Below are 19,919 nucleotides of genomic sequence, written 5' to 3'. Positions count from 1 at the left end.
ACGGGTTCAGTGGAAGAATTCTGCGATCACGGTGGCGCCGAGGAAAGTGCCGGCGGTCGCGGTGAGCGACACCACCACGATGCGCCACCCGAGCTGGCGGAACACCGGCAGGTCCTTCGCGACCGAGAAGCCGGCCAGCGCGAGCACGGGGGTGGTGAAGGCCAGGAAGTTGAGCTTGGCGGTGATCGCGATCAGCGCGTCGGAGAACGGGAACAGCCCCGGGATGCCGGCCACCGTGGCCACCACCGACAGCACCAGCACCATCGGCAGGCGCGGCACCAGGCGCTTGATGCCCTCGACGATCAGCGCGATCAACGCGACAGCCGCCAGGCCTTCGAGCGACACCAGCACCGGCACCTTGTAGGTCAGCGAATTGCCGATGAGCACGCCGCCGCTGACCACCGCCCAGGCGATGAGCGTGTCGCGCAGCGGCAATGCGCCGCCGTGGCCGACGCTGACCTGCGACACGGCGCCCGTGCCCGCGTCCTGCGCACCGCGCTTCGAGAAGCGGCCCAGCACCGGCTCCAGCTTGCCGTAGAGCCACGAGCACAGCGGCAGCGACAGGAACAGCGTGAAGTAGAAGCCCACCACCGTCGTCAGCAGGTTCGACGCGGCGGCGATGGCCGTGAGCTGCGGCAGCATCTCGGCCGGCTGCTGCGCCGCGATGGCGCCCAGCGCCGCCGCCATCAGGCTGCCCGAGCCCACGCCGGCACCCATGGCCAGCGAGCGCGGGTCGAAGATGTGCAGGCTGGCGATGAAGCCCGCCAGCACCGCGATGAAGAGCGCGCCCAGCACCGTGCCGGTGATGTACTCGGCCAGCACGCCACGGCCTTCTGGCGAGGCCATGCCGTACTTCTCTCCGATGATCACCAGGTTGCCCTCGCGCCCCACCGAGAAGGTGGCGCCCACCGCCTCGCGCTTGATGCCCAGCAGCAGCGCCAGCGGCAGGCCCAGCGCCAGCGTGCCCAGCGCGTGGCCGAACTCCTGGAAGAGCAGCGCCCAGCCCGCCTGCTTGACCTGCGGCAGCGCGGCACCCACCGTGAGGCCCAGCTTCACCACGAAGAGCAGCAGGCCCGCGTTCAGCAGGCCGCCCGCGAAGGACTGCTCGGCTGTCGCCACGCGCACCACGCCCGGCAGGCGGCGATGCGCGATGCCCCATGCGGCCGCGATCAGCAGCGCCCACAGCATCGGCAGCAGCGCCACCTTGCCCGGGCCGACGCTGAACTGCACCGGGCCGATGAGCTCGGCGGCGGCCACGACGGCCAGGGTGACGAGCAGGAGCCTGAGTTTTCCGGAAGCCGAGGAAGAGGCGACGGAGGGCAGCGTGGAGGTGGTTGAGGCGGCGGATGTCATCGGGTGGGGCATCGTGTGGCGCAGCGGCGGCTGCGGGGTGCCGGGGAGTTTCGGATCGCCCGCCTCTTGCATCAATGACCGCGAATTGACATATTTGTTGCATTGGATGCAACACTCAGGAGACAGGGCCATGGACGACAGGCTCGACACGCGCCGCGTGCGCTACTTCATGCAGGTGCTGGACAGCGGCTCCGTGCGCGGCGCCGCCGAGGTGCTCGACATGGACCCCTCGGCCGTCAGCCGCGCCATCGGCATCCTGGAGCAGGAGTGCGGCCTGCCGCTGCTGGAGCGCCACGGGCGCGGCGTGGTGCCCACCGACGCGGGCCAGATGCTGGCCGGCTACGTGCGGCGCCAGCACAGCCAGAAGCAGCACCTGATGGCGCAGCTCGACAGCATCCGCAAGATCGAGCGCGGCCACATCGACATCGTGGCCGGCGAGGGCTACGTGGACTGGCTCATGCGCCACAGCCTGCGCGACTTCATGATCTCGCACCCGAAGATCACGATCGATCTCGACGTGGCCAGCACCGACGAGATCGTGCAGCGGGTGGTGGAGGAGCGCGCCCACGTCGGCCTGCTGTTCCAGCCGCCGAAGGACGAGCGGCTGACCTCGCACCATTCCCACCCGCAGCCGATCCAGGCAATGGTGCTGCGCTCGCACCCGCTCGCGCAGCTCGACCGCCCTCTGACGCTCGCCGACCTGCACCCCTACCCGGGCGCCACGCTGCACCGCAATTTCGGCGTGCGCCAGCACATCGAGGCCGCCGAGATCAGCGAGGGCGTTCGCCTGGCCTCGCTCCTGACCACCACCTCCTTCAGCGCGCTCGGGCACTTCGTGTCGGCGGGGCTGGGCTATGCGCTGGGCACGCGCATCTCGCTCACGCCGAACGCGAGCAACCCCGAACTGGTGGAACTGCCGATGAAGAACCCGCTGCTGTCGCAGGGCCGCTCCCATATCGTCTCGCGACACGGGCGCATGCTCTCGCCGGCCGCATCGGAGTTGCTGCGGCAGGTGGTGGCGGACATGCGGCGTTTCGCGGAAACCAAGCCCTCCGGATGGCAATGAAGGGCTTCGTTGCGCGCCGGGGCCCTTCGGTGTTCTGATCGGGCCCAACATGCTCTACGTCACCGCCCTCTTCATCCACCTGCTGTGCGCCGCCTTCTGGGTCGGCGGCATGGCCACCATGCACTTCGCGGTGCGCCCCTCGGCCGTCGCCACGCTCGAACAACCGCCGCAGCGCCTGCGCATGATGGCCGCGACGCTCAGGCGCTTCTTCGTGGGGGTGGACGCATCGGTCACGCTGCTCTTCGCGACCGGCGTGGCGATGATCCTGGCTGGCGGCGGCTTCCGCGGCCTGCACTGGCGCATCGAGGCCATGATGAGCATCGCGATCGTGATGGCCGCCATCTACGTCTACATCCGCGCCTCTGTGTTCAGGACGATGCGCCGCGCGGTGGATGAAAGCGCCTGGCCGGTGGCTGCCGCGCGGCTGAACACGGTGCGCAAGCTGGTGACGGTGAACCTGGCGCTGGGCGTGATCGTGTTCGGCGTGGCGACCATCGGGCGCGCGGGCTGAACGAGCCCGCGTCTTTGATCCGGCTGACGGCCGCCGCGCCTGTCAGACCAGATTCAACTCCACCTCGATGTTGCCGCGCGTGAGCTTGGAGTACGGGCAGGTCTGGTGCGCGGTGTCGACCACGGCGCGCGCAGTTTCGCGGTCGAGGCCGGGCAGGCTCACGTTCAGTCGGGCCTGCAGGAAATACTGGCCTTCCTGCAGGACCAGGTCGACCTCGGCATCCACCGACAGGTCGGCTGGCAGCTTGACCTTCAGCGTGCCCGCGGCCTTGCCCATGGCGCCGATGAAGCAGGCCGACCAGCCGGCGGCGAACAGCTGCTCGGGATTGGTGCCGGTGCCATTGCCGCCGGGGGGCGACAGCTGGATGTCCAGGTGGCCGTCGCTGCTGCGCGATGCGCCGAGGCGGCCGCCGGTGGTGTGGGTCTTGCCGGTGTAGAGGACTTGCTTGTCGGTCATGGTGGTTCCTTTGGATGGAAGGTGGTTCGGAATGAGGCCCTGTCTCGGGCCCCATCGCCTCGTGTGACGTGCATCTGAAGCGATGCAGGAATTACACCGGCGGGCTGTATCCGCGATGTGTCGAACCACCTGCCGATTTGCATGCGCGTGTGTTCACTGCGTCGGGCAGACACAGTGGCGTACAAATCGGCGGAGAAAGAAGAAAGAGAGGAACGCTCAGGCCGCCGCGGGGCCCTTGAGCTCGACGCTGTTGCCGTCGGGGTCGGCGATGTAGATCGAGGGGCCGTTGCCCTCGGCGCCGAAGTTGTTCTGTACATCGCCGTACACCGTCACGCCATTCGCCGCCATCAACGCGCGGATGGCGGCTTCGTCGAAAGGCTCGATGCGCAGGCAGAAGTGATCGACGTTGCGGCCCTCGGTACCGGCGAGCGCCCCGCCCTGCCTGCCCAGCGGGCCGTCGGGCGTGACGAGGTCGATCAGGCTGGCGCCCGCGCGCAGGTGCACGAGCCCCAGGTCGTCGCGGCGCTTCTCGACGGTGCAGCCCAGCACGCCGCAGTAGAAGGCGATGGCGCGTTCGGCGTCCTTCACGCGCAGCACGACGTGGTCGATGCGCAGCACCGAGAACGGTGGCTGGCGCATCGGGTTCGTCATGCCGCCTGCCTCTTCGTCAGACCACGCCGGCCGAACGCAGCGCCTCGAAGCGGGCGGCGTCGATGCCCATTTCCGCCAGCACCTCCTGCGTGTGCTGGCCCAGCGCCGGGGGCGCGTGGCGAAGCACGGGCGGCGTGGCCGACAGGCGCAACGGGCTCGCCACGCCGGTGATGCTGGCGATGCCGTCACCCGCATCGCGCGGCAGCGTGACCGCGAGGCCCCGCGCCTTCACCTGCGCGTCGTCGAAGGCCTGCGCGATGTCGTTGATCGGGCCGCAGGGCACGGCCTTGTCTTCGAGCAGCGTGACCCACGCGGCCGTGGTGCGGGTGCGGGTGAGCTCTTCCATCATCGGAATGAGCACGCCGCGGTGCTTCACGCGCAGGGTGTTGGTGGCGAAGCGCGCGTCGGTCGCCCACTCGGGGTGGCCGCCGGCCTCGCAGAAGCGCGCGAACTGGCCGTTGTTGCCGATGGCCAGCAGCATCGCGCCGTCCTGCGTCGGGAAGTCCTGGTACGGCGCGAGGCTGGGGTGCGTGTTGCCCTGGCGACCGGGCGCCTTGCCGGTGTTGAGGAAGGCGCTGGCCTGGTTGGCGAGGATGGCCATGCCCACGTCGAGCAGCGCCATGTCGATGTGCTGGCCCTCGCCGGTGCGCTCGCGCACCTGCAGCGCCGCGAGGATCGCGGTGCTGGCGTAGACGCCGGTGAACAGGTCGGTCAGCGCCACGCCCACGCGCAGCGGGCCGCCGCCGGGCACGTCGTCGGGACGGCCGGTGATGCTCATCATGCCGGTCATGGCCTGGATCATCAGGTCGTAGCCCGCGCGCTCGGCGTACGGGCCGTCGTGGCCGAAGCCGGTCACGCTGCAGTAGATAAGGCGCGGGTTGGCCGCGCGCAGGCTCTCGTGGTCGAGGCCGTACTGCTTCAGGCCGCCGGTCTTGAAGTTCTCCACCACGATGTCGGCCTGCGCCGCCATCTGCCTGAGCAGCGCCTGCCCGTCGGGCGTGGCCATGTCGACGGTGACCGAGCGCTTGTTGCGGTTGCAGGCGGTGAAGTAGCTGGCCTGGTCGGTGTCGTTGCCGTCCGCGTCCTTGATGAAGGGCGGGCCCCAGGTGCGCGTGTCGTCGCCGACGCCGGGGCGCTCGATCTTGACGACGTCGGCGCCGAGGTCCGCGAGGATCTGCGTGCACCACGGGCCGGCGAGCACGCGGGAGAGGTCGAGGACTTTGATGCCGTCCAGGGCTGCTTGAGGGGTCATGGGTCTATCGAGAAGGAATACGGGGACAGAACGCAGAAGTCGCGAAGGTCACGCAAAGGTCACGCAAAGGTCGCAGAAGTAAAACCCAGGAATTTGCTTAGGCTTCCTTCTGCGACTTCTGCGTGCCTTTTGTATTTCTTCTGCGTTCGGCTGTCCGCTTTCAGTTCGAGAACGCCGCGATGCCCGTGATCGCACGGCCCAGGATCAGCGCATGGATGTCGTGCGTGCCTTCGTAGGTGTTGACCACTTCCAGGTTCACCAGGTGGCGCGCCACGCCGAACTCGTCGCTGATGCCGTTGCCGCCCATCATGTCGCGCGCCATGCGGGCTATGTCCAGCGACTTGCCGCAGTTGTTGCGCTTCATGATCGAGGTGATTTCCACCGCGGCGATGCCTTCGTCCTTCATGCGGCCCAGGCGCAGGCTGCCCTGCAGGCCCAGCGTGATCTCGGTCTGCATGTCGGCCAGCTTCTTCTGGATGAGCTGGTTGGCGGCCAGCGGGCGGCCGAACTGCTTGCGGTCCAGCGTGTACTGGCGGGCGCGGTGCCAGCAGTCTTCGGCGGCGCCGAGCGCGCCCCACGAGATGCCATAGCGGGCGCTGTTGAGGCAGGTGAAGGGGCCCTTGAGACCCTGCACTTCGGGGAAGGCGTTCTCTTCGGGGCAGAACACGCCGTCCATCACGATCTCGCCGGTGATGCTGGCGCGCAGGCCGACCTTGCCGTGGATGGCGGGAGCGCTCAGGCCCTTCATGCCCTTCTCGAGCACGAAGCCGCGGATCGGGCCGACGGCGCCGCTCTCGCTGACTTCCTTGGCCCACACCACGAACACGTCGGCGATGGGCGAGTTGCTGATCCACATCTTCGAGCCGGTGAGCGAGTAGCCGCCCGGCACCTTCTTGGCGCGCGTGGCCATGCTGCCGGGGTCGGAGCCGTGGTCGGGCTCGGTCAGGCCGAAGCAGCCGATCCATTCGCCGGTGGCGAGCTTGGGCAGGAACTTCTGCTTCTGGCCTTCGGAACCGAATTCGAAGATGGGCACCATCACCAGCGAGCTCTGCACGCTGGCCATCGAGCGGTAGCCCGAGTCGACGCGCTCGACTTCGCGGGCGATCAGGCCATAGGCCACGTAGTTGAGGCCGGGGCCGCCGTACTGCTCGGGGATGGTCGGGCCCAGCAGGCCGAGGGCGCCCATCTCGCGAAAGATGGCGGGGTCGGTCTCGCCGGTGCGGAAGCCTTCGAGCACGCGGGGTGCGAGGCGCTCCTGGCAGTAGGCATTGGCCGCGTCGCGGATCATGCGTTCTTCGTCGGTCAGCTGCTGGTCGAGAAGAAGGGGGTCGTCCCAGTGGAATTGCGCTTTGGCGGCCATGTGGCTGTCTCCGGAAAAGGGGGAAGAAAGAAAAACGAGGGGGATCGGCCGATGCTAGCCACGCGGGGGCCATGACGCAAACGATGATTCCGCACCCAGATATGCGTTCGTAGAATGTCTTGCAAGATGTTCGAGCGGCTTCTCCATTGACGAGCCATCGGATCCATACATACAGCCGAGGCATACATGCGCCGCAAGATCCCGCCCCTGCAGACCCTGGTGTGCTTCGACGCCGCCGCGCGCCACGAGAGCTACACCCGCGCCGCGCAGGAGCTGGCCCTCACGCAGAGCGCGGTGTCCCGCCAGATCGGCACGCTCGAGACCTTCCTGGGCGTGGCGCTGTTCCGCCGCACGCGGCACGGCGTGGCGCTCACGGCCAGCGGCGCGGCCTATGCGCGGCAGATCAGCAAACGGCTCGAAGCGATGGAGCGCGACACGCTCGACGCCATGGCGCACCAGGGCGAGGGCGGCTCGCTCTCGCTGGCGGCCGTGCCCACCTTCGCCACCCGCTGGCTGATGCCGCGCCTGAAGGGCTTCGCGGCGCTGCAGCCCGACGTGGTGGTGCACATCGAGACGCGCACCCGCCCCTTTCTCTTCGCCGACGCGGAGTTCGACGCCGCACTCTACGCCGGCACGCCCGCGCAAGTCGAGAACTGGGCCGGCACGCGCGCGCTGCTGCTGATGCACGAGGACGTGGTGCCGGTGTGCAGCCCCGCCCTTCTTCCGCGCGGCAAGGCCGTGACGCCCGCCGCCATCGCCAGGATGCCGCTGCTGCAGCAGAGCACGCGTCCCGACGGCTGGCGCCAGTGGTTCGACGCGCAGCAGATCGACGCGCCCAATGCACGCGGCGGCCCGCGCTACGAGCTGTTCTCCATCCTCGCCGCTGCCGCGTCGCACGGGCTCGGCGTGGCGCTGATGCCGACCATGCTGGTAGCCGACGAGCTCGCGCGCGGCGAACTGGTGGTGGCCTGCGCGCGGCCGCTCTCGGGCGAGCGCAACTACTACCTCGTGACGCCCGAACGGGCCGACCAGCGGCCGTTGTTGAAGTTCTTCAGCGAGTGGCTGCTGGAGCAGGCGCGGGCCGCCGCTAGCGCAGCGTGATCCCGAGCGAATCGAAGGGCGCGTCGAATTCGGCGCGCCACGACTGGCCGGGCTCCAGCGGCCAGGCGTCAGTCCATGTGCCGGTGGTGACCACGTCGCCGGGCATCAAGGCCGGTGCGCCGGCGCAGCGCTGGAGCTCATGGTTGAAGTGGTGCAAGGCATGCAGCGGGCCGTCGAGCACGTTGGCACCCTTGCCTTCCTCGACGAGTTCATCGCCGCGATGGAGCCTCACGCGCGTGCGGCCGAGCAGTTCGTCGAGCGCATGGGCGCTGGTGGCGAAGTGGCCGACGGGCGTTTCGCGCCCGATCAGCAGGCGCGCATGCAGGCCGCCGTCGGCCACGGTGTCAGCGGCGCTGAATTTCCAGCCGGGCAGGTGCGACTGCACGATCTCGAAACCCGGCGCGAGCCACGCGATGCAGCCGAAGAGGTCTTCCAGCGTGGCGTCGCGCGGCGGGGTGGCGGCCATGCCGAACACGATCTCCGGTTCGAGGCGCGGCTGGCACAGCCTGTCGAGGCTCACTTCGCCGGTGCCGCCGCTGCTGCGCGTGAGCGTGGTGTTCCACACGGTGCCCCAGATGGGCGCGTAGACCTCGTAGCGGGGCCAGATCGTGCGGTTGGTGAAGCCGATCTTGTAGCCCACTGCGCGTTCGCCGCGAGCGGCGCGAAGCGCGCGCAGGGCCAGCGCCTGCTGGTAGGCGGCGTCCAGGTCGGCGGCGATCGGGAGCGGGCGATCGGCGGGCCACAGCAGGCCCTGGTCATAGTGGTCGAGAACGGCCTGGGGCGTCATGGCGCCAGCCCTTCCGTCAGCGCTTCGGGGGCCGGGAGCCTTCCCGGGCATAGGCTTCGATGAGCGCCGGGAAGGCGTCCATCTTGGGCAGGGCGCCGAAGCTGTGCTTCGCGGGCGTATTGGCCCAGGGCAGCTTCTCGTCGGTCCAGGTCTCGACGAAGGGCTCGACCCATGCGTGGCTGTCAAGCATCGACGGCCGGAGGTTGACGAACTGGTCGAGGCCTTCGGCGCGCGTGAACATCCAGCTCTTGCAGTGCGGGCAGAAGTAGTGATGCGAATCGGCGCCGTGCAGCCCGCCGATGACGGGCTCGCCCGACACCACCTCGAAGCCCTGCGTGGGAATGGCGATGGAGAGCGAGAAGGCGCTCGCGCTCATGGTCTGGCAGCCGGTGCAGTGGCAAGCCATCGACAGCAGCGGCGGCGCGCTGATGCGCAGGCGCACCCGGCCGCAGCGGCAGCCGCCGGTCCAGGGAAGTTGCCAGTCGCCGGCTTGATCGGGGGATGGATTCGAGGTGCTCACAAAGGTCTCCGGTCAGGTTGTCGATGCGGTCGCCGGCGCTGCCGATGCCGCGCTGTTCTTCTTCGGCGGCGAAACGCGCTGCGGCCTGAACGGCCCCGTGACCTTCTCCAGCCACGGGTCGCAGACGGCGCGCAGCTGCGGGTCGACGTCGAACTGCGGGTCGCGCGCGTCGAACAGCACCGACTTCTTCGCCTGCGCGCGCACCAGCGAGAAGGCGTCCTTTTCCGAGCGGCTGTTGTCGAACATGAGCGTCATGTTCGCGATCTGCGCCGCGTGGCCGACCGCCGCCTGCGTGCGGGGAAAGCGCTCGATGAGCTTCCTGCGGTCCACGTCGTGCCCTCCCTGCTGCCTGCGCGTGCTCACGCGAAAGACCGACATGTCCACCGACACCAGCCCCACGAAGAGCAGCACGACGAAGTAGCCGGCTTCCTGCATTGCGCGGATGTCGTCGGCCTTCGACTCGTGGCCGCCGCCGGGCAGCGGCTTCCAGTGCGAGAACACGGTCTCGAAGGCGAAGGGCATGCGCTGGTCCATCACCAGGCTCTTGAAGGCGCGCACGCCCTTCTGCGAGAGGATCTGCCAGCGCTCGTCGTCGTCGCGCAGGCGCTGGGCCCAGGCGGGGATGTGTCCGGTGGCGGGGTCTGCGTCGGGCAGGATGGACATCATCATCCGGTCGGCATTGACCAGCGGCAGGCGCAGCGAGGGCGCCAGGCGCGAATACCAGAGGGTGGATTTGCCGGAGCCGTTGTGGCCGGCCAGCACGAAGGCCACGGGACGCGGGCCCTGCGTCTGCTCCAGCAGTTTTTCGAGCTTCGGCGGGCGGCTGATGCTCACGCCTTGCTCGCGCGGAACCTGCCGTCGACCATGCGGCCGATGACCTTGGTGCCGTCGGCCGCTTCGCGCACGATCTTGCTCGGGTCCGGCGGATAGGCCGAGTAGGCGTACACCTTGGCCGCGTTGGGTCCGCGGAAGACCACCGACCTGTCGATGCCGGGCTTGCCCAGCGCACGGGCCGCCTTCTTCATCAGCGCCGTGGTGTTGTCCTCGGGCCGCACCTGCGGACGCGGCGCCTTGCCGACCTTGACCAGCGCCATGCCGCGCCCCAGCACGGCCACCGGCCGGCCCTGCACCAGTTGCCCCGTGGAGCCTTCGCGCGAGGTGGTTTTTTCTCTTGCCATGAGGGGATGATCGCTCAAAACCCCGGACGGCCTCCGCTTGGCCCTCCAAAGCCCGCGATGCGAACCGGTGCGGAAAGCCGCGTCCGGAAACGGCCAGCCGCTCGGCGCCGAAGACGGGACACTGCACGCATGACAGCAGCAACCCCAGCCTCCCTGGTCGAAGCCCTCGACTGGCCCCGCATCGAAGCCGACATCGCCGCCCGCGGCTGCGCCACCACCGGCACACCGCTTTTCACCCCGACGGAATGCGCCGCGCTCGTGGCGATGTACGACCGGCCCCGTCATTTCCGCAGCCGCGTGGTGATGCAGCGCCACGGCTTCGGCCAGGGCGAGTACCAGTACTTCGCCTATCCGCTGCCGCCGAAGCTGGCGGCGTGGCGCGCCGCGCTGTACGAGCGCCTCGCGCCGCTGGCCAACGCGTGGGCGGCGGCGATGGGCCAGCCGGCCGACTATCCGGCGGAACACGCCGCGTACCTGGCGCGCTGCCACGCCGCCGGCCAGGAGCGCCCCACCCCGCTGCTGCTGCGCTACGGCGAGGGCGACTACAACTGCTTGCACCAGGACCTGTACGGCGACCTGCAATTCCCGTTGCAGCTCACGGTGCTGCTGAGCGAGCCCGGCAGCGATTTCGCCGGCGGCGAGTTCGTGCTGACCGAACAGCGCCCGCGCATGCAGTCGCGCGCCGAGGTGGTGTCGCTCTCGCGGGGCGAGGCGGTGATCTTCGCGGTCAACCAGCGGCCGGTGGCCGGCACGCGCGGCAGCTATCGCGTGACGATGCGCCACGGTGTGAGCCGCGTACGCTCGGGGCGCCGGCATACGCTGGGCATCATCTTCCACGACGCGCGCTGACGGACGAGCCGCCTCTTTTTTCAGCAGCTTCCCCGGACTGGTCTAGACAGGCTCGAGCCACCGCCGCGCCGTGCAATACCGCACGGCAAGCCGAAGTCGAGCGAAAATCACGCCCGCTTCCGCGCAGCCACGGACCCCGACACCAACGATCGGCGCCGCGGGCCTGACGGAAGCCGGCCCGCGGCTTCGGCCTTGCGGCGTCGAGTGGTTGTCAGGGAGCTGTATGAACAAGAACTCGTCCGGAAATCCGGAAGCGGCTGGAAAGCCGCCGGTCAAATCTGTCACGGGAGCGTCGCCCCCCACGCCGGCGCTCGTCGCACCTCCCGGGCGCTCGCGCCGCTTCCGGGTGGACGTGGGCACCATCGTGAGCGCGGTGGCGCTGGCGCAGTCGCTGCTGCTGGTGTCGCTGGGCTACTGGGGCTCGCAGAGGCTGGTGTCGCGCATCGGCGTGTCGGCGCACAAGTCGAACCACGACCGCACCGAGGACAAGGTGCTGGCCTTCCTGCAGAAGGCGGAATCGGTGATCAACGCAGTGGGCTCCGCGCCCAGCCTGCGCCCAGCGGGCGAGCAATCGGAGAAGACGGCGGAGCTGCTCTGGACACTGCTGCAGCAGTCGCCCGAGCTCGACAGCATCTACGTGAGCAACGAGAGGGGCCAGATGCTGATGGCCCTGCGCTACCCGGTGCCGGCCATGCGCCACATCGAGCTCGACGAAGGCTTCACCACTGAGACCTGGCAGTACAAGCTGCCGCTGGGCGCCGAGGCCAACGTGCAGCAGCGCTACGCCACCCAGCGCCTGGGCGCATTCCGCAGCGACTACGACCCGACCAGGCGCAGCTGGTACCTGCAGGCCTCGAAGGCGGGCGGTCCGGTCTGGACGCAGCCCTATGTGTTCGCCGCCGCGCAGGAGCTCGGCGTGACATACGCGCTGCCCAGCCAGCGCAGCTACCCGGGCGATGCGCAGAAGCTGGTGGTGGCGGGCGACGTTTCGCTCGGCCGGCTCTCGGAATTCGTGCGCCAGTTCAACAGCGACGGCTACGGCGACAGCGCGCTGCTGAGCGCCGACTTCCGGGTGCTCGCGCGCAGCGACATGCCCGGCGTGCTTCACAAGCTGGAGCCGCCCAGCGGCGTGCTGGGCGCGCTGCACGCCCACATGCTCACTGCCGGCACCGCGGGCAGCGGCAGCGACACGGCGTTCTCCTTCACCTACGAAGGCCGCCGCTACCTGGTGCAGACCTCGCTCATCCCGAGCACCGGCTGGCAGCTGGTGAGCTGGGTGCCCGAAGACGTGCTGCTGGGCGACTTGCGCCGTGCCGTGCTCTGGGGCCTGGGGCTGGCGATGGCCTTCCTGGTGATCGCGCTGTTCATGTCGCTGAAGCTCTCGAAGCTGGTGACCGCGCCGGTGGAAAACCTCTCGCACATCGCGCGCCGCATCGGCCTGCTGGAGCTCGACAACTTGCCGCGCGAGCCTAGCCGCGTGCTCGAGATACAGCACCTGGACCAGGCGCTGGACGATTCGGCGCGCAGCCTCAAGGCCTTCAGCAAGTTCGTGCCGGTGGACGTGATCAACCAGCTCATCGACGAAGGCCACGCGCTCGCTCCTTCGGGTTCGCCGCGCCGCGTGACGGTGATGTTCACCGACGTGGAGGGCTTCACCTCGATCTCGGAGTCGCTGGACACCGACGTTCTGGTGGACATGCTCACCGAATACTTCAACCTCGCGACCGGCGTTTTCTCGCGGCACGGCGGCGTGATCGACAAGTTCATCGGCGACGGCATCATGGTGCTGTGGGGCGCGCCCTCCGACCTCAAGGACGCGGAGTACAAGGCCTGTCTGGCCACGCTGGAGCTGCACGTGGAGATGGACGAGCTCAACCGCAAGTGGGCCGAGCAGGGCCTGCCCGAGTTCCGCACGCGCGTGGGCATTCACACGGGCACGGTGATCGCGGGGGTGCTGGGCTCGAACGACCGGCTCTCGTACACCGCGTTCGGCGATGCGATCAACGTGGCGAGCCGCATCGAGGGCATCAACAAGCAGCTGGGCACGCTGGCGCTGATCTCGGAAACCACTTTTGCCGGCCTCGACGGCCGGCTGCATGCGCGGCGCATCGAGGAACAGGTGGAACTGCGCGGCCGGCAGACGCGCATGGTGCTCTACGAGCTGGTGATGTCCTAGCGGGGAGCCTGGGTGACGCGCACCAGCACGAGATCGGCGCTGGTGGCACCGCCCTGGGTGAGCACCGGGTACTGCGTGTCGTTGATGAAGAGGAGCTGGTCGCCGCGCGTGATGCGCGCCGATACCGCGTAGCGCATGCGCGGTTCGATGCGCGCGGCATCCACCTTCAGCTCGTAGGCGAAAGGCACCTGCCTGCCGTTGGCCTTGATGCGCTGCTCGGCGAGAACTTTCGAGGGCGCGTCCATGAGCGACACGTCGAGCAGCTGCACCACGATGTCGGCCGCGGGGTCGAGCGCGATGCGTTCGCGGTAGGTGACGGTACCGGCCACGCGCAGCTGCGCGGTGCCGCCCGCTGCGGGAGAAGAAGGCACTGCGCAGGCGCTCAGCAGCGAGGCGCCCGCGATGGCGGAGAACATGAGGAGGCTGGTGCGTCTTTTCATCCGCCCATTATGCGGAGGCACGCTGCGCGGCAAAGGCCACGTACCAGTCGAGGCTGCCGGGGTTCGCCATTGCTTCACGGTTGACAACCTTTTCTATCGGCTGGCCCAGCAGCAGCTTCTTGATCGGCAGCTCCTGCTTCTTGCCCGAGAGCGTGCGCGGTATCTCGGCCACCTGGAAGATGTCGTTGGGCACGAAGCGCGGCGACAGCGATGTCTTGATGGCGTTGTTGATCCTCGCGCGCATGGCGTCGTCGAGCGCCACGCCGGGGCGCAGCACCACGAACAGCGGCATGTAGCTGTCGCGGCCCAGGTATTCGAGGTCGACCACCATCGAGTCGAGCACCTCGGGCAGCCCCTCGACGGCGCTGTAGATCTCGCTGGTGCCCATGCGCAGGCCCTGGCGGTTGATGGTGGCGTCGCTGCGGCCGTAGATGATGCAGCCGCCGTCCTCGCCGATCCTGATCCAGTCGCCGTGGCGCCAGACGCCGGGGTAGGTGTCGAAGTAGCTCGACACGTAGCGCGCGTTGCCCTCATCGCCCCAGAAGTACAGCGGCATCGACGGAATGGGCCGGGTGCAGACCAGCTCGCCGACCTCGCCGATCACGGGCTGGCCCTGCTCGTTCCAGGCCTCGACCGAATGGCCGAGCTCGCGGCACTGCATCTGTCCGGGCACTTCGGGCAGGTCGCGGCTGCCGCCGACGAAGGCGCCGCAGAAATCGGTGCCGCCGGAGATGTTGCACCACCACACCTCCTTCGAGCCCGCGTCGAGGATCTGCCTCGAGCCCCAGCGCTGCACCTCCTCGGGCAGCGGCGAGCCGGTGCTGCCCAGCGCGCGCACGCGCGAGAGATCGCCGCACTCCTTCGCGACGAGCCCGGCCTTCATGCAGTTGGTGAAGTAGGCCGCGCCCGCGCCGAAGAAGGTGACCTTGTGGCGCGCCACGAAGCGCCACAGCACGCCCCAGTCGGGCTTCTCCTTGCTGCCCGCCGGGTTGCCGTCGTAGATGCAGATGGTGGCGCCGAAGGCCATGCCCGAGAGCTGCGAGTTCCACATCACCCAGCCGGTGGAGCTGAACCAGTGGTAGCGCTCGCCGAAGTTGTTGGCGCCGTAGCTCGCGCCCACGTCGTTGTGCAGCCCGCAGGCATGCATGGTGAGAATGATGCCGCCCTGCCCGTGCACGATGGGCTTGGGCAGGCCGGTGGTGCCGCTCGAATAGACGATCCAGATCGGGTGGTCGAAGGGCAGCCACTCGGGCTCGAAGGCGGCGACCTCGGCGTCGTCGCGCGCGATGGCCTGCGTCCATTCGACGTCGTGCGGCACCGTGCTGGCTGCGTAGGGCGACTTCACCAGCAGCAGCTTCTGCACGCTGGGCAGCTGGCCGCGCAGCTCCTGCAGCACGGCGCTGCGGTCCAGCGGCTTGCCGCCGTAGTGCACGCCGTCGACAGCGATCAGCACCTTGGGCTCGATCTGGCGGAAGCGGTCGGCCACGGCGGCCGTGCCCATGTCGGGCGCGCACACGCTCCAGATCGCGCCGATGCTGGAGCATGCGAGAAAGGCGACCATGGTCTCGGGCACATTGGGCATGTAGGCCGCGACGCGGTCGCCGCGCTTCACGCCCAGCGACTTCAGCGTGAGCGCCACCGATGCGACCTGGCGGCGCATCTCGGGCCACGACATCTCGCGCACCTGGCCCAGTTCGTTGTCGCTCACGATGGCGGGCATGCCTGCCGCATGGGCCGCGTCGACGTGGCGCAGCACCTCGCGCGCGTAGTTGACCTGTGCACCGGGGAACCAGCGCGCGCCGGGCATGCGCGATTCGGCGAGCACCGCCGTGTGCGGTGTGGGCGACTCGATGCGGGCGTAGTCCCAGATGCTCTGCCAGAAGGCATCGAGCTCGGTGACGGACCAGCGCCACAGGGCGTCGTAGCTGTCGAATGCGAGGCCGCGCGTCTCGCGCAGCCAGTCCTGGTAGAGGCGGATCTGGGGGATGTTGGGAGCGGGCATTGCACGAGCGTAGCGCCGCGAACGACCGTGCTCAATGAGGGTTGACCTCAGGGTTTGTACGCGTGTTCAATGTTTTTGTACAAGCGTTCAATACGGCCCCGATGAGTACCCGCACACCCACCGCAAAGCGCCAGGTCTCGCGCGCCCCGGCACAGGCCGCGGCCGCAGTCGCCATCGAGACTGCGCGGCCCGACCGCAAGCAGGCGATCCTGCTGGCGGCGGAGAAGCTTTTTTCGCAGCACGGCTACCACGTGGTGACGATCCGCCAGATCGCCGAGGAGGCCGGCGTGCCGCTGGCGCTGGTGGGCTACTACTACGGGCAGAAGCACGAGCTCTTCCACGCGATCTTCGAGCACTGGGGCCATTCCATCGAGGCGCGGCTGGCCGGCCTGGCCGCGGTCGACATCGACCCCGACGACGCACGCACGCTGCCGCGCATCATCGACGCCTTCACCGCACCCGTGCTGGCGCTGCGCGCGAGCGCCGAGGGCGAGTACTACGCACTGCTGGTGGCGCGCGAGCTCTACCACGCCACCGAGGAAGCCGACCGCGTGCTGCGCGCCTACTTCGATCCGCTGGCCGAGGCCTACATCGACGCGCTGCATCTCGCGATGCCGCACGCCACGCGCAGCCAGGCCGCCTGGGGCTACCAGTTCGCGCTGGGCGCGCTGCTGCACCACCTGAACGACAGCCGCATCGAACGGCTCTCGCGCGGCGAGAACACGCGCGCCGACCCGGCCGTGGCTCCCATGCTGGTGAACTTCATCGTCGGCGGCCTGCGCGCTGCGCTGCCGCGCCCGAAAGCCGCCAAGCCATCGCAGAAGAAAACCACCCCCAGGAGACAGAAGACATGATGAAACGACGCACCCTGCTGTCGGCGCTCGCCGCAGCGTCGGCTGCCGCGGCGCTGCCTTCGCGCGCCCAGTCCACCACGAAGATCGTGTTCGGCTACACGGCCGTGACCGACTTCGCATCGGTGTTCGTGGCCGCCGAGGAGGGCTACTTCAAGAAGCGCGGCCTCGACGTGGAGCTCAAGTTCATCCCGCTGAACTCGACGATTCCGGCCGCGCTGCAGTCCGATTCGCTGCAGATCGGCGGCCCCACGCCCTCGGTGTTCCTGCAGGCGGTGGACGGCGGCCTGGACCTGGTGCTGGTGGCCGGCGGCGGCCTCACCTCGAAGACCATCACCGGCTTCGGGCTGGTGGCGCGTGCGGGCTCGGGCATCAAGAGCGCGCAGGACTGCGTGGGCAAGAAGATCGGCGTGCCGGGCCTGGGCGCCTTCCTGCACGTGACCTTCCGCGCATGGCTGAAGGACAGCGGCGTGGACTACCGCAAGGTCAACTTCGTCGAAGCCGCGTTCCCGCAGCATGCCGACCTGCTGCGCGGTGGCTCGGTCGACGCGGTGGTGTCGGCCGACCCGTTCATGAGCCGCATCACCGAGAGCGGCGCAGGCTACGTGGCCTCCTACTACTCGACCTTCCTGCCCGAGAACAACCAGACCATCGTGCACGCGGCCAAGCGCGAGTGGGTGGCGAAGAACCCGGCGGCGGCGCGCGCCTTCCGCGAGGCGCTGGTGGAAGCCGCCACGTTCATGCAGCAGCCGAAGAACGACGCCAAGGTGCGCGCATCCATCGGCAAGTACATCAAGCTGCCGCCCGACGTGCTCGCCAAGGTGCAGGTCTCGCCGCCCGGCCCCGTGGTGACGGACAAACAACTGTCCTACTGGACCGGGCTGATGAAGGAGCAGGAGATGCTCAAGACGAACATCGACGTGGCGAAGCTGGTGGCGAAGTGATCGCAGCGCCCGCTCCAGTCACCGCGCGTGCCGCATTGCAGGCGGGCGCCTTTCACGCACCGGCCGGCACCGCGGCGCAGGCCGTGCCCTTCCTGCGATTCGACGGCGTGACCATCCGCCTCGGCGGGCGCGAGATTCTTTCGCCCACCTCGTTCGACGTGGCGCGCGGCGAGTTCGTCTGCATCGTCGGCCCCAGCGGCTGCGGCAAGACCACGCTGCTGCGCGCGGCCAGCGGGCTGGTCACGGCCAGCGCGGGCGAGGTGCGGCGCAACGGCGTGAAGATGACCGAGCCCTCGCGCGAAGTGGCCTTCGTGTTCCAGGACTACGGACGCGCCCTGCTGCCCTGGCGCACGGTCGAAGGCAACGTGAGCCTGGCGCTGGAAGCGGCCGGCGTGCCCGCCGCGCAGCGCGCGCCACGCATCGCCGACGTGCTCGGCAAGGTCGGCCTCGCGAAGCATGCGCACAAGTTCCCGGTGCAGCTGTCGGGCGGCATGCAGCAGCGCGCGCAGATCGCCCGCTGCCTCGCGCAGAAGCCTGAGCTGATGATGATGGACGAGCCCTTCGGCGCGCTGGACGCGCTCACCCGCCAGAGCCTGCAGGACGAGCTCGCGCGGCTGGTGCGCGAGGACGGGCTCACCGTCCTCTTCGTCACGCACGATCTCGAAGAGGCCATCTACCTCGGCGACCGAGTGATCGCGCTGCAGGCCAACCCAGGGCCGGGCCGGCCCAGCCTCGCGCGGATGATCGACGTGAAGATCCCGCGCCCGCGCGACCAGCTCTCGACCAAGGAGCATCCGGAATACCTGCACCTGCGCCGCGAACTCTTCGCCTTCATCGAGCAGGGCCATGACTGACGGCCGCCTCTTCCGTTGGCTGCGGCCGTGGGTGTTTCCCGTCGTGCTGATCGGCGCCTTCGAGTGGTACGCGCGGCGCGCGGCCGCTCTCGGCAGCGACGCGCTCGCGCCGCCCAGCGCAGCGGCAAAGGCTTTCGTGGGTGCGGCCATGGACGGCTCGCTCTGGACCGCCACCGGCTTCACGCTGGGCACTGCCGCGCTCGGGCTGCTGCTGGGCGCGGTGCTCGGCATCGCGCTGGGCGTGGCGCTCGGGCTCTCGCGCCGCGCGGCGCAGTTGGGCTCCGTCTCCATCGAAGTGCTGCGGCCCGTGCCATCCGTCGCCCTGATTCCGCTCGCGATGCTGGGCTTCGGCTTCGGCGTGCGCATGGAACTGGCCATCGTCGCCTTCGCCACCTTCTGGCCGCTGCTGGTGCTGGTGCAGGCGGCGGTGCAGCAGGTCGATCCGCGGCTGCTCGAGGTCAGCCGCGTGCTGGGGCTTTCGGCGCGCGAGCGCGCGTTCAAGATCGTGCTGCCGGCCATCGTGCCGCGCCTTTTCGTCGCGCTGCGGCTGGGTGTGGCGGTGGCGCTGGTGGTGGCCGTGACGGTGGAGATCGCGGCCAACCCCAACGGCATGGGCTACGCGATGATGATCGCGCAGCAGAGCTTCGACCCCGCGCTGATGCTCGCCTGGCTGGGCTGGATCGGCGTCGTGGGCTTCGCGGTCAACGCAGGCATGCTGATGCTGCAGCGCGCGGTGTCGCGGCGCATGGGAGTGCCGTCATGAACGACAACCGCATCGGCCTGTACAGGTTCGGCTCACTGGGCGTGCTGCTGGCACTGGTCGCGCTGTGGTGGGTCGCGAGCAATGCCGGCTGGGTGAGCCGCGTGTTCCTGCCGACGCCGCAGGCCACCTTCGCGAGCCTGCTCGAAGGACTGAATCTCTCGGGAAGCGGCGATGGCGGCGAGCTGCTCGGCTTCACGCGCGCCACGGTGGGCCGGATGATCGAAGGCTGGCTGCTCGCCTCGCTCTTCGGCGTGCTGCTGGGCGTGGCCATCGGCGTGTCGCCCCAGGTGCGCGCATGGGTGCAGCCGACGCTCGAGTTCATCCGCCCCCTGCCCGCCTCCGCGCTGCTGCCGCTGGCCATCTCCATCTTCGGGCTGAACCCCGGCATGGTGCTCTTCGTGGTGGCTTTCGGCGCGATGTGGCCGGTGCTGCTGGCCACGGTGCACGGCTTCGCGGCCGTGGAGCCACGCCTCGCGGAAGTGGCGCGCTGCCTGCAGATGTCGCGCGCGGCGTACATCTGGAAGATGGGCCTTCCCAACGCGATGCCCGACATCCTGGCCGGCATGCGGTTGGCGCTGACCATCGCGCTGATCGTCGCGGTGGTGGGCGAGATGATCGCCTCGCAAAGCGGCCTGGGCCAGGCCATCCTGCTGGCCGCGCGCGCCTTCCGCGCAAGCGACCTGTTCGCCGGCATCGTGCTGCTCGGCCTCATCGGCTTCGTGAGCAATGCGCTGCTGGCCTTCGCGGAACAGCGCCTGCTGCGCTGGCAGCGCCCCTGATTCCTTCGTCTTCTTCCAACACGTAC

At 69.1% G+C, this 19,919-nt stretch carries 21 protein-coding genes; 10 read left to right on the top strand and 11 right to left on the bottom strand.

What is annotated here, in order from left to right:
• Positions 1 to 6: 6 nt before the first annotated feature.
• Positions 7 to 1,353, bottom strand: coding sequence for a DUF3100 domain-containing protein (locus ABL844_RS00840; RefSeq protein WP_418130205.1), 1,347 nt, complete (start codon positions 1,351 to 1,353; stop codon positions 7 to 9).
• A gap of 130 nt (positions 1,354 to 1,483) precedes the next feature.
• Between ABL844_RS00840 and ABL844_RS00835 the strand changes: the two genes are divergently transcribed.
• Positions 1,484 to 2,419 (top strand): LysR family transcriptional regulator, encoded by a 936-nt coding sequence (locus ABL844_RS00835; protein ID WP_418130204.1) that lies wholly within the window; start codon positions 1,484 to 1,486, stop codon positions 2,417 to 2,419.
• A gap of 49 nt (positions 2,420 to 2,468) precedes the next feature.
• On the top strand, positions 2,469 to 2,930 hold the full coding sequence (locus tag ABL844_RS00830; protein WP_418130203.1) for a CopD family protein: 462 nt from the start codon (positions 2,469 to 2,471) through the stop codon (positions 2,928 to 2,930).
• Between the two features lie 42 nt (positions 2,931 to 2,972).
• Here ABL844_RS00830 and ABL844_RS00825 read toward each other — a convergent pair whose 3' ends face one another.
• The 4 genes from ABL844_RS00825 to ABL844_RS00810 all read right to left on the bottom strand — a co-directional run bounded on the left by ABL844_RS00825 (position 2,973) and on the right by ABL844_RS00810 (position 6,649).
• Positions 2,973 to 3,386 carry an organic hydroperoxide resistance protein gene (locus tag ABL844_RS00825; protein ID WP_126020558.1) on the bottom strand — a complete coding sequence of 138 codons (414 nt, stop codon included), beginning with the start codon at positions 3,384 to 3,386 and terminating at the stop codon, positions 2,973 to 2,975.
• 216 nt (positions 3,387 to 3,602) lie between these two features.
• Positions 3,603 to 4,037, bottom strand: coding sequence for a VOC family protein (locus ABL844_RS00820; protein ID WP_418123661.1), 435 nt, complete (start codon positions 4,035 to 4,037; stop codon positions 3,603 to 3,605).
• A 16-nt stretch (positions 4,038 to 4,053) separates the two neighbouring features.
• Positions 4,054 to 5,289, bottom strand: a complete 1,236-nt coding sequence (locus ABL844_RS00815; protein ID WP_126020562.1) for a CaiB/BaiF CoA transferase family protein — start codon at positions 5,287 to 5,289, stop codon at positions 4,054 to 4,056.
• Positions 5,290 to 5,449: 160 nt separating this feature from the next.
• On the bottom strand, positions 5,450 to 6,649 hold the full coding sequence (locus ABL844_RS00810; RefSeq protein ID WP_093195687.1) for an acyl-CoA dehydrogenase: 1,200 nt from the start codon (positions 6,647 to 6,649) through the stop codon (positions 5,450 to 5,452).
• 186 nt (positions 6,650 to 6,835) lie between these two features.
• On the opposite strand from ABL844_RS00810, the gene ABL844_RS00805 reads away from it, so the two are divergent.
• The gene (locus tag ABL844_RS00805) at positions 6,836 to 7,750 is read left to right on the top strand and encodes a LysR substrate-binding domain-containing protein (RefSeq protein ID WP_418130202.1); all 915 of its coding nucleotides are present in this window, start codon (positions 6,836 to 6,838) and stop codon (positions 7,748 to 7,750) included.
• On the opposite strand, the gene ABL844_RS00800 is transcribed toward ABL844_RS00805, so the two are convergent.
• The 4 genes from ABL844_RS00800 to ABL844_RS00785 are packed head-to-tail and all read right to left on the bottom strand — an operon-like array spanning position 7,737 to position 10,235.
• Positions 7,737 to 8,537 (bottom strand): 2-keto-4-pentenoate hydratase, encoded by an 801-nt coding sequence (locus ABL844_RS00800; protein WP_418130201.1) that lies wholly within the window; start codon positions 8,535 to 8,537, stop codon positions 7,737 to 7,739. The genes ABL844_RS00805 and ABL844_RS00800 overlap by 14 nt on opposite strands.
• A gap of 16 nt (positions 8,538 to 8,553) precedes the next feature.
• The gene (locus tag ABL844_RS00795; RefSeq protein ID WP_418130200.1) at positions 8,554 to 9,057 is read right to left on the bottom strand and encodes a GFA family protein; all 504 of its coding nucleotides are present in this window, start codon (positions 9,055 to 9,057) and stop codon (positions 8,554 to 8,556) included.
• A 12-nt stretch (positions 9,058 to 9,069) separates the two neighbouring features.
• Positions 9,070 to 9,891 carry a zeta toxin family protein gene (locus ABL844_RS00790; RefSeq protein ID WP_418130199.1) on the bottom strand — a complete coding sequence of 274 codons (822 nt, stop codon included), beginning with the start codon at positions 9,889 to 9,891 and terminating at the stop codon, positions 9,070 to 9,072.
• Positions 9,888 to 10,235 carry a hypothetical protein gene (locus ABL844_RS00785; protein WP_221297555.1) on the bottom strand — a complete coding sequence of 116 codons (348 nt, stop codon included), beginning with the start codon at positions 10,233 to 10,235 and terminating at the stop codon, positions 9,888 to 9,890. The genes ABL844_RS00790 and ABL844_RS00785 overlap by 4 nt, the downstream gene beginning before the upstream one ends.
• Before the next feature lie 129 nt (positions 10,236 to 10,364).
• Between ABL844_RS00785 and ABL844_RS00780 the strand changes: the two genes are divergently transcribed.
• Both ABL844_RS00780 and ABL844_RS00775 read left to right on the top strand, forming a co-directional pair.
• Positions 10,365 to 11,084: a 2OG-Fe(II) oxygenase gene (locus ABL844_RS00780; protein WP_126020570.1), complete on the top strand. Its 720-nt coding sequence runs from the start codon at positions 10,365 to 10,367 to the stop codon at positions 11,082 to 11,084.
• 223 nt (positions 11,085 to 11,307) lie between these two features.
• Entirely contained in the window at positions 11,308 to 13,260 is a 1,953-nt protein-coding gene (locus ABL844_RS00775) for an adenylate/guanylate cyclase domain-containing protein (RefSeq protein ID WP_418130198.1), read from the top strand.
• On the opposite strand, the gene ABL844_RS00770 is transcribed toward ABL844_RS00775, so the two are convergent.
• Together ABL844_RS00770 and ABL844_RS00765 are read right to left on the bottom strand one after the other, a co-directional pair.
• The gene (locus ABL844_RS00770) at positions 13,257 to 13,700 is read right to left on the bottom strand and encodes a YbaY family lipoprotein (protein WP_418130197.1); all 444 of its coding nucleotides are present in this window, start codon (positions 13,698 to 13,700) and stop codon (positions 13,257 to 13,259) included. The genes ABL844_RS00775 and ABL844_RS00770 overlap by 4 nt on opposite strands.
• Positions 13,701 to 13,707: 7 nt before the next feature.
• On the bottom strand, positions 13,708 to 15,702 hold the full coding sequence (locus ABL844_RS00765; RefSeq protein ID WP_418130196.1) for an acetoacetate--CoA ligase: 1,995 nt from the start codon (positions 15,700 to 15,702) through the stop codon (positions 13,708 to 13,710).
• A gap of 101 nt (positions 15,703 to 15,803) precedes the next feature.
• On the opposite strand from ABL844_RS00765, the gene ABL844_RS00760 reads away from it, so the two are divergent.
• From ABL844_RS00760 to ABL844_RS00740, 5 genes are read left to right on the top strand one after another with little or no spacing between them, the layout of a single operon-like run.
• Positions 15,804 to 16,556 (top strand): TetR family transcriptional regulator, encoded by a 753-nt coding sequence (locus ABL844_RS00760; protein WP_418130195.1) that lies wholly within the window; start codon positions 15,804 to 15,806, stop codon positions 16,554 to 16,556.
• Entirely contained in the window at positions 16,553 to 17,497 is a 945-nt protein-coding gene (locus ABL844_RS00755) for an ABC transporter substrate-binding protein (protein ID WP_418130194.1), read from the top strand. Before ABL844_RS00760 ends, ABL844_RS00755 begins: the two co-directional genes overlap by 4 nt.
• Positions 17,494 to 18,351, top strand: a complete 858-nt coding sequence (locus ABL844_RS00750) for an ABC transporter ATP-binding protein (protein WP_418130193.1) — start codon at positions 17,494 to 17,496, stop codon at positions 18,349 to 18,351. Before ABL844_RS00755 ends, ABL844_RS00750 begins: the two co-directional genes overlap by 4 nt.
• Positions 18,344 to 19,114: an ABC transporter permease gene (locus ABL844_RS00745; protein ID WP_418130192.1), complete on the top strand. Its 771-nt coding sequence runs from the start codon at positions 18,344 to 18,346 to the stop codon at positions 19,112 to 19,114. Before ABL844_RS00750 ends, ABL844_RS00745 begins: the two co-directional genes overlap by 8 nt.
• Entirely contained in the window at positions 19,111 to 19,893 is a 783-nt protein-coding gene (locus tag ABL844_RS00740; protein WP_418130191.1) for an ABC transporter permease, read from the top strand. The genes ABL844_RS00745 and ABL844_RS00740 overlap by 4 nt, the downstream gene beginning before the upstream one ends.
• The last annotated feature ends 26 nt before the right edge of the window (positions 19,894 to 19,919 follow it).

Origin of the sequence: Variovorax sp. 278MFTsu5.1 (assembly GCF_048305045.1) — a bacterium.
Lineage (GTDB): Bacteria > Pseudomonadota > Gammaproteobacteria > Burkholderiales > Burkholderiaceae_C > Variovorax > Variovorax guangxiensis.
Note: the sequence above shows the minus strand (reverse complement) of the source record. Positions and strands in the feature narration are given on the sequence as shown.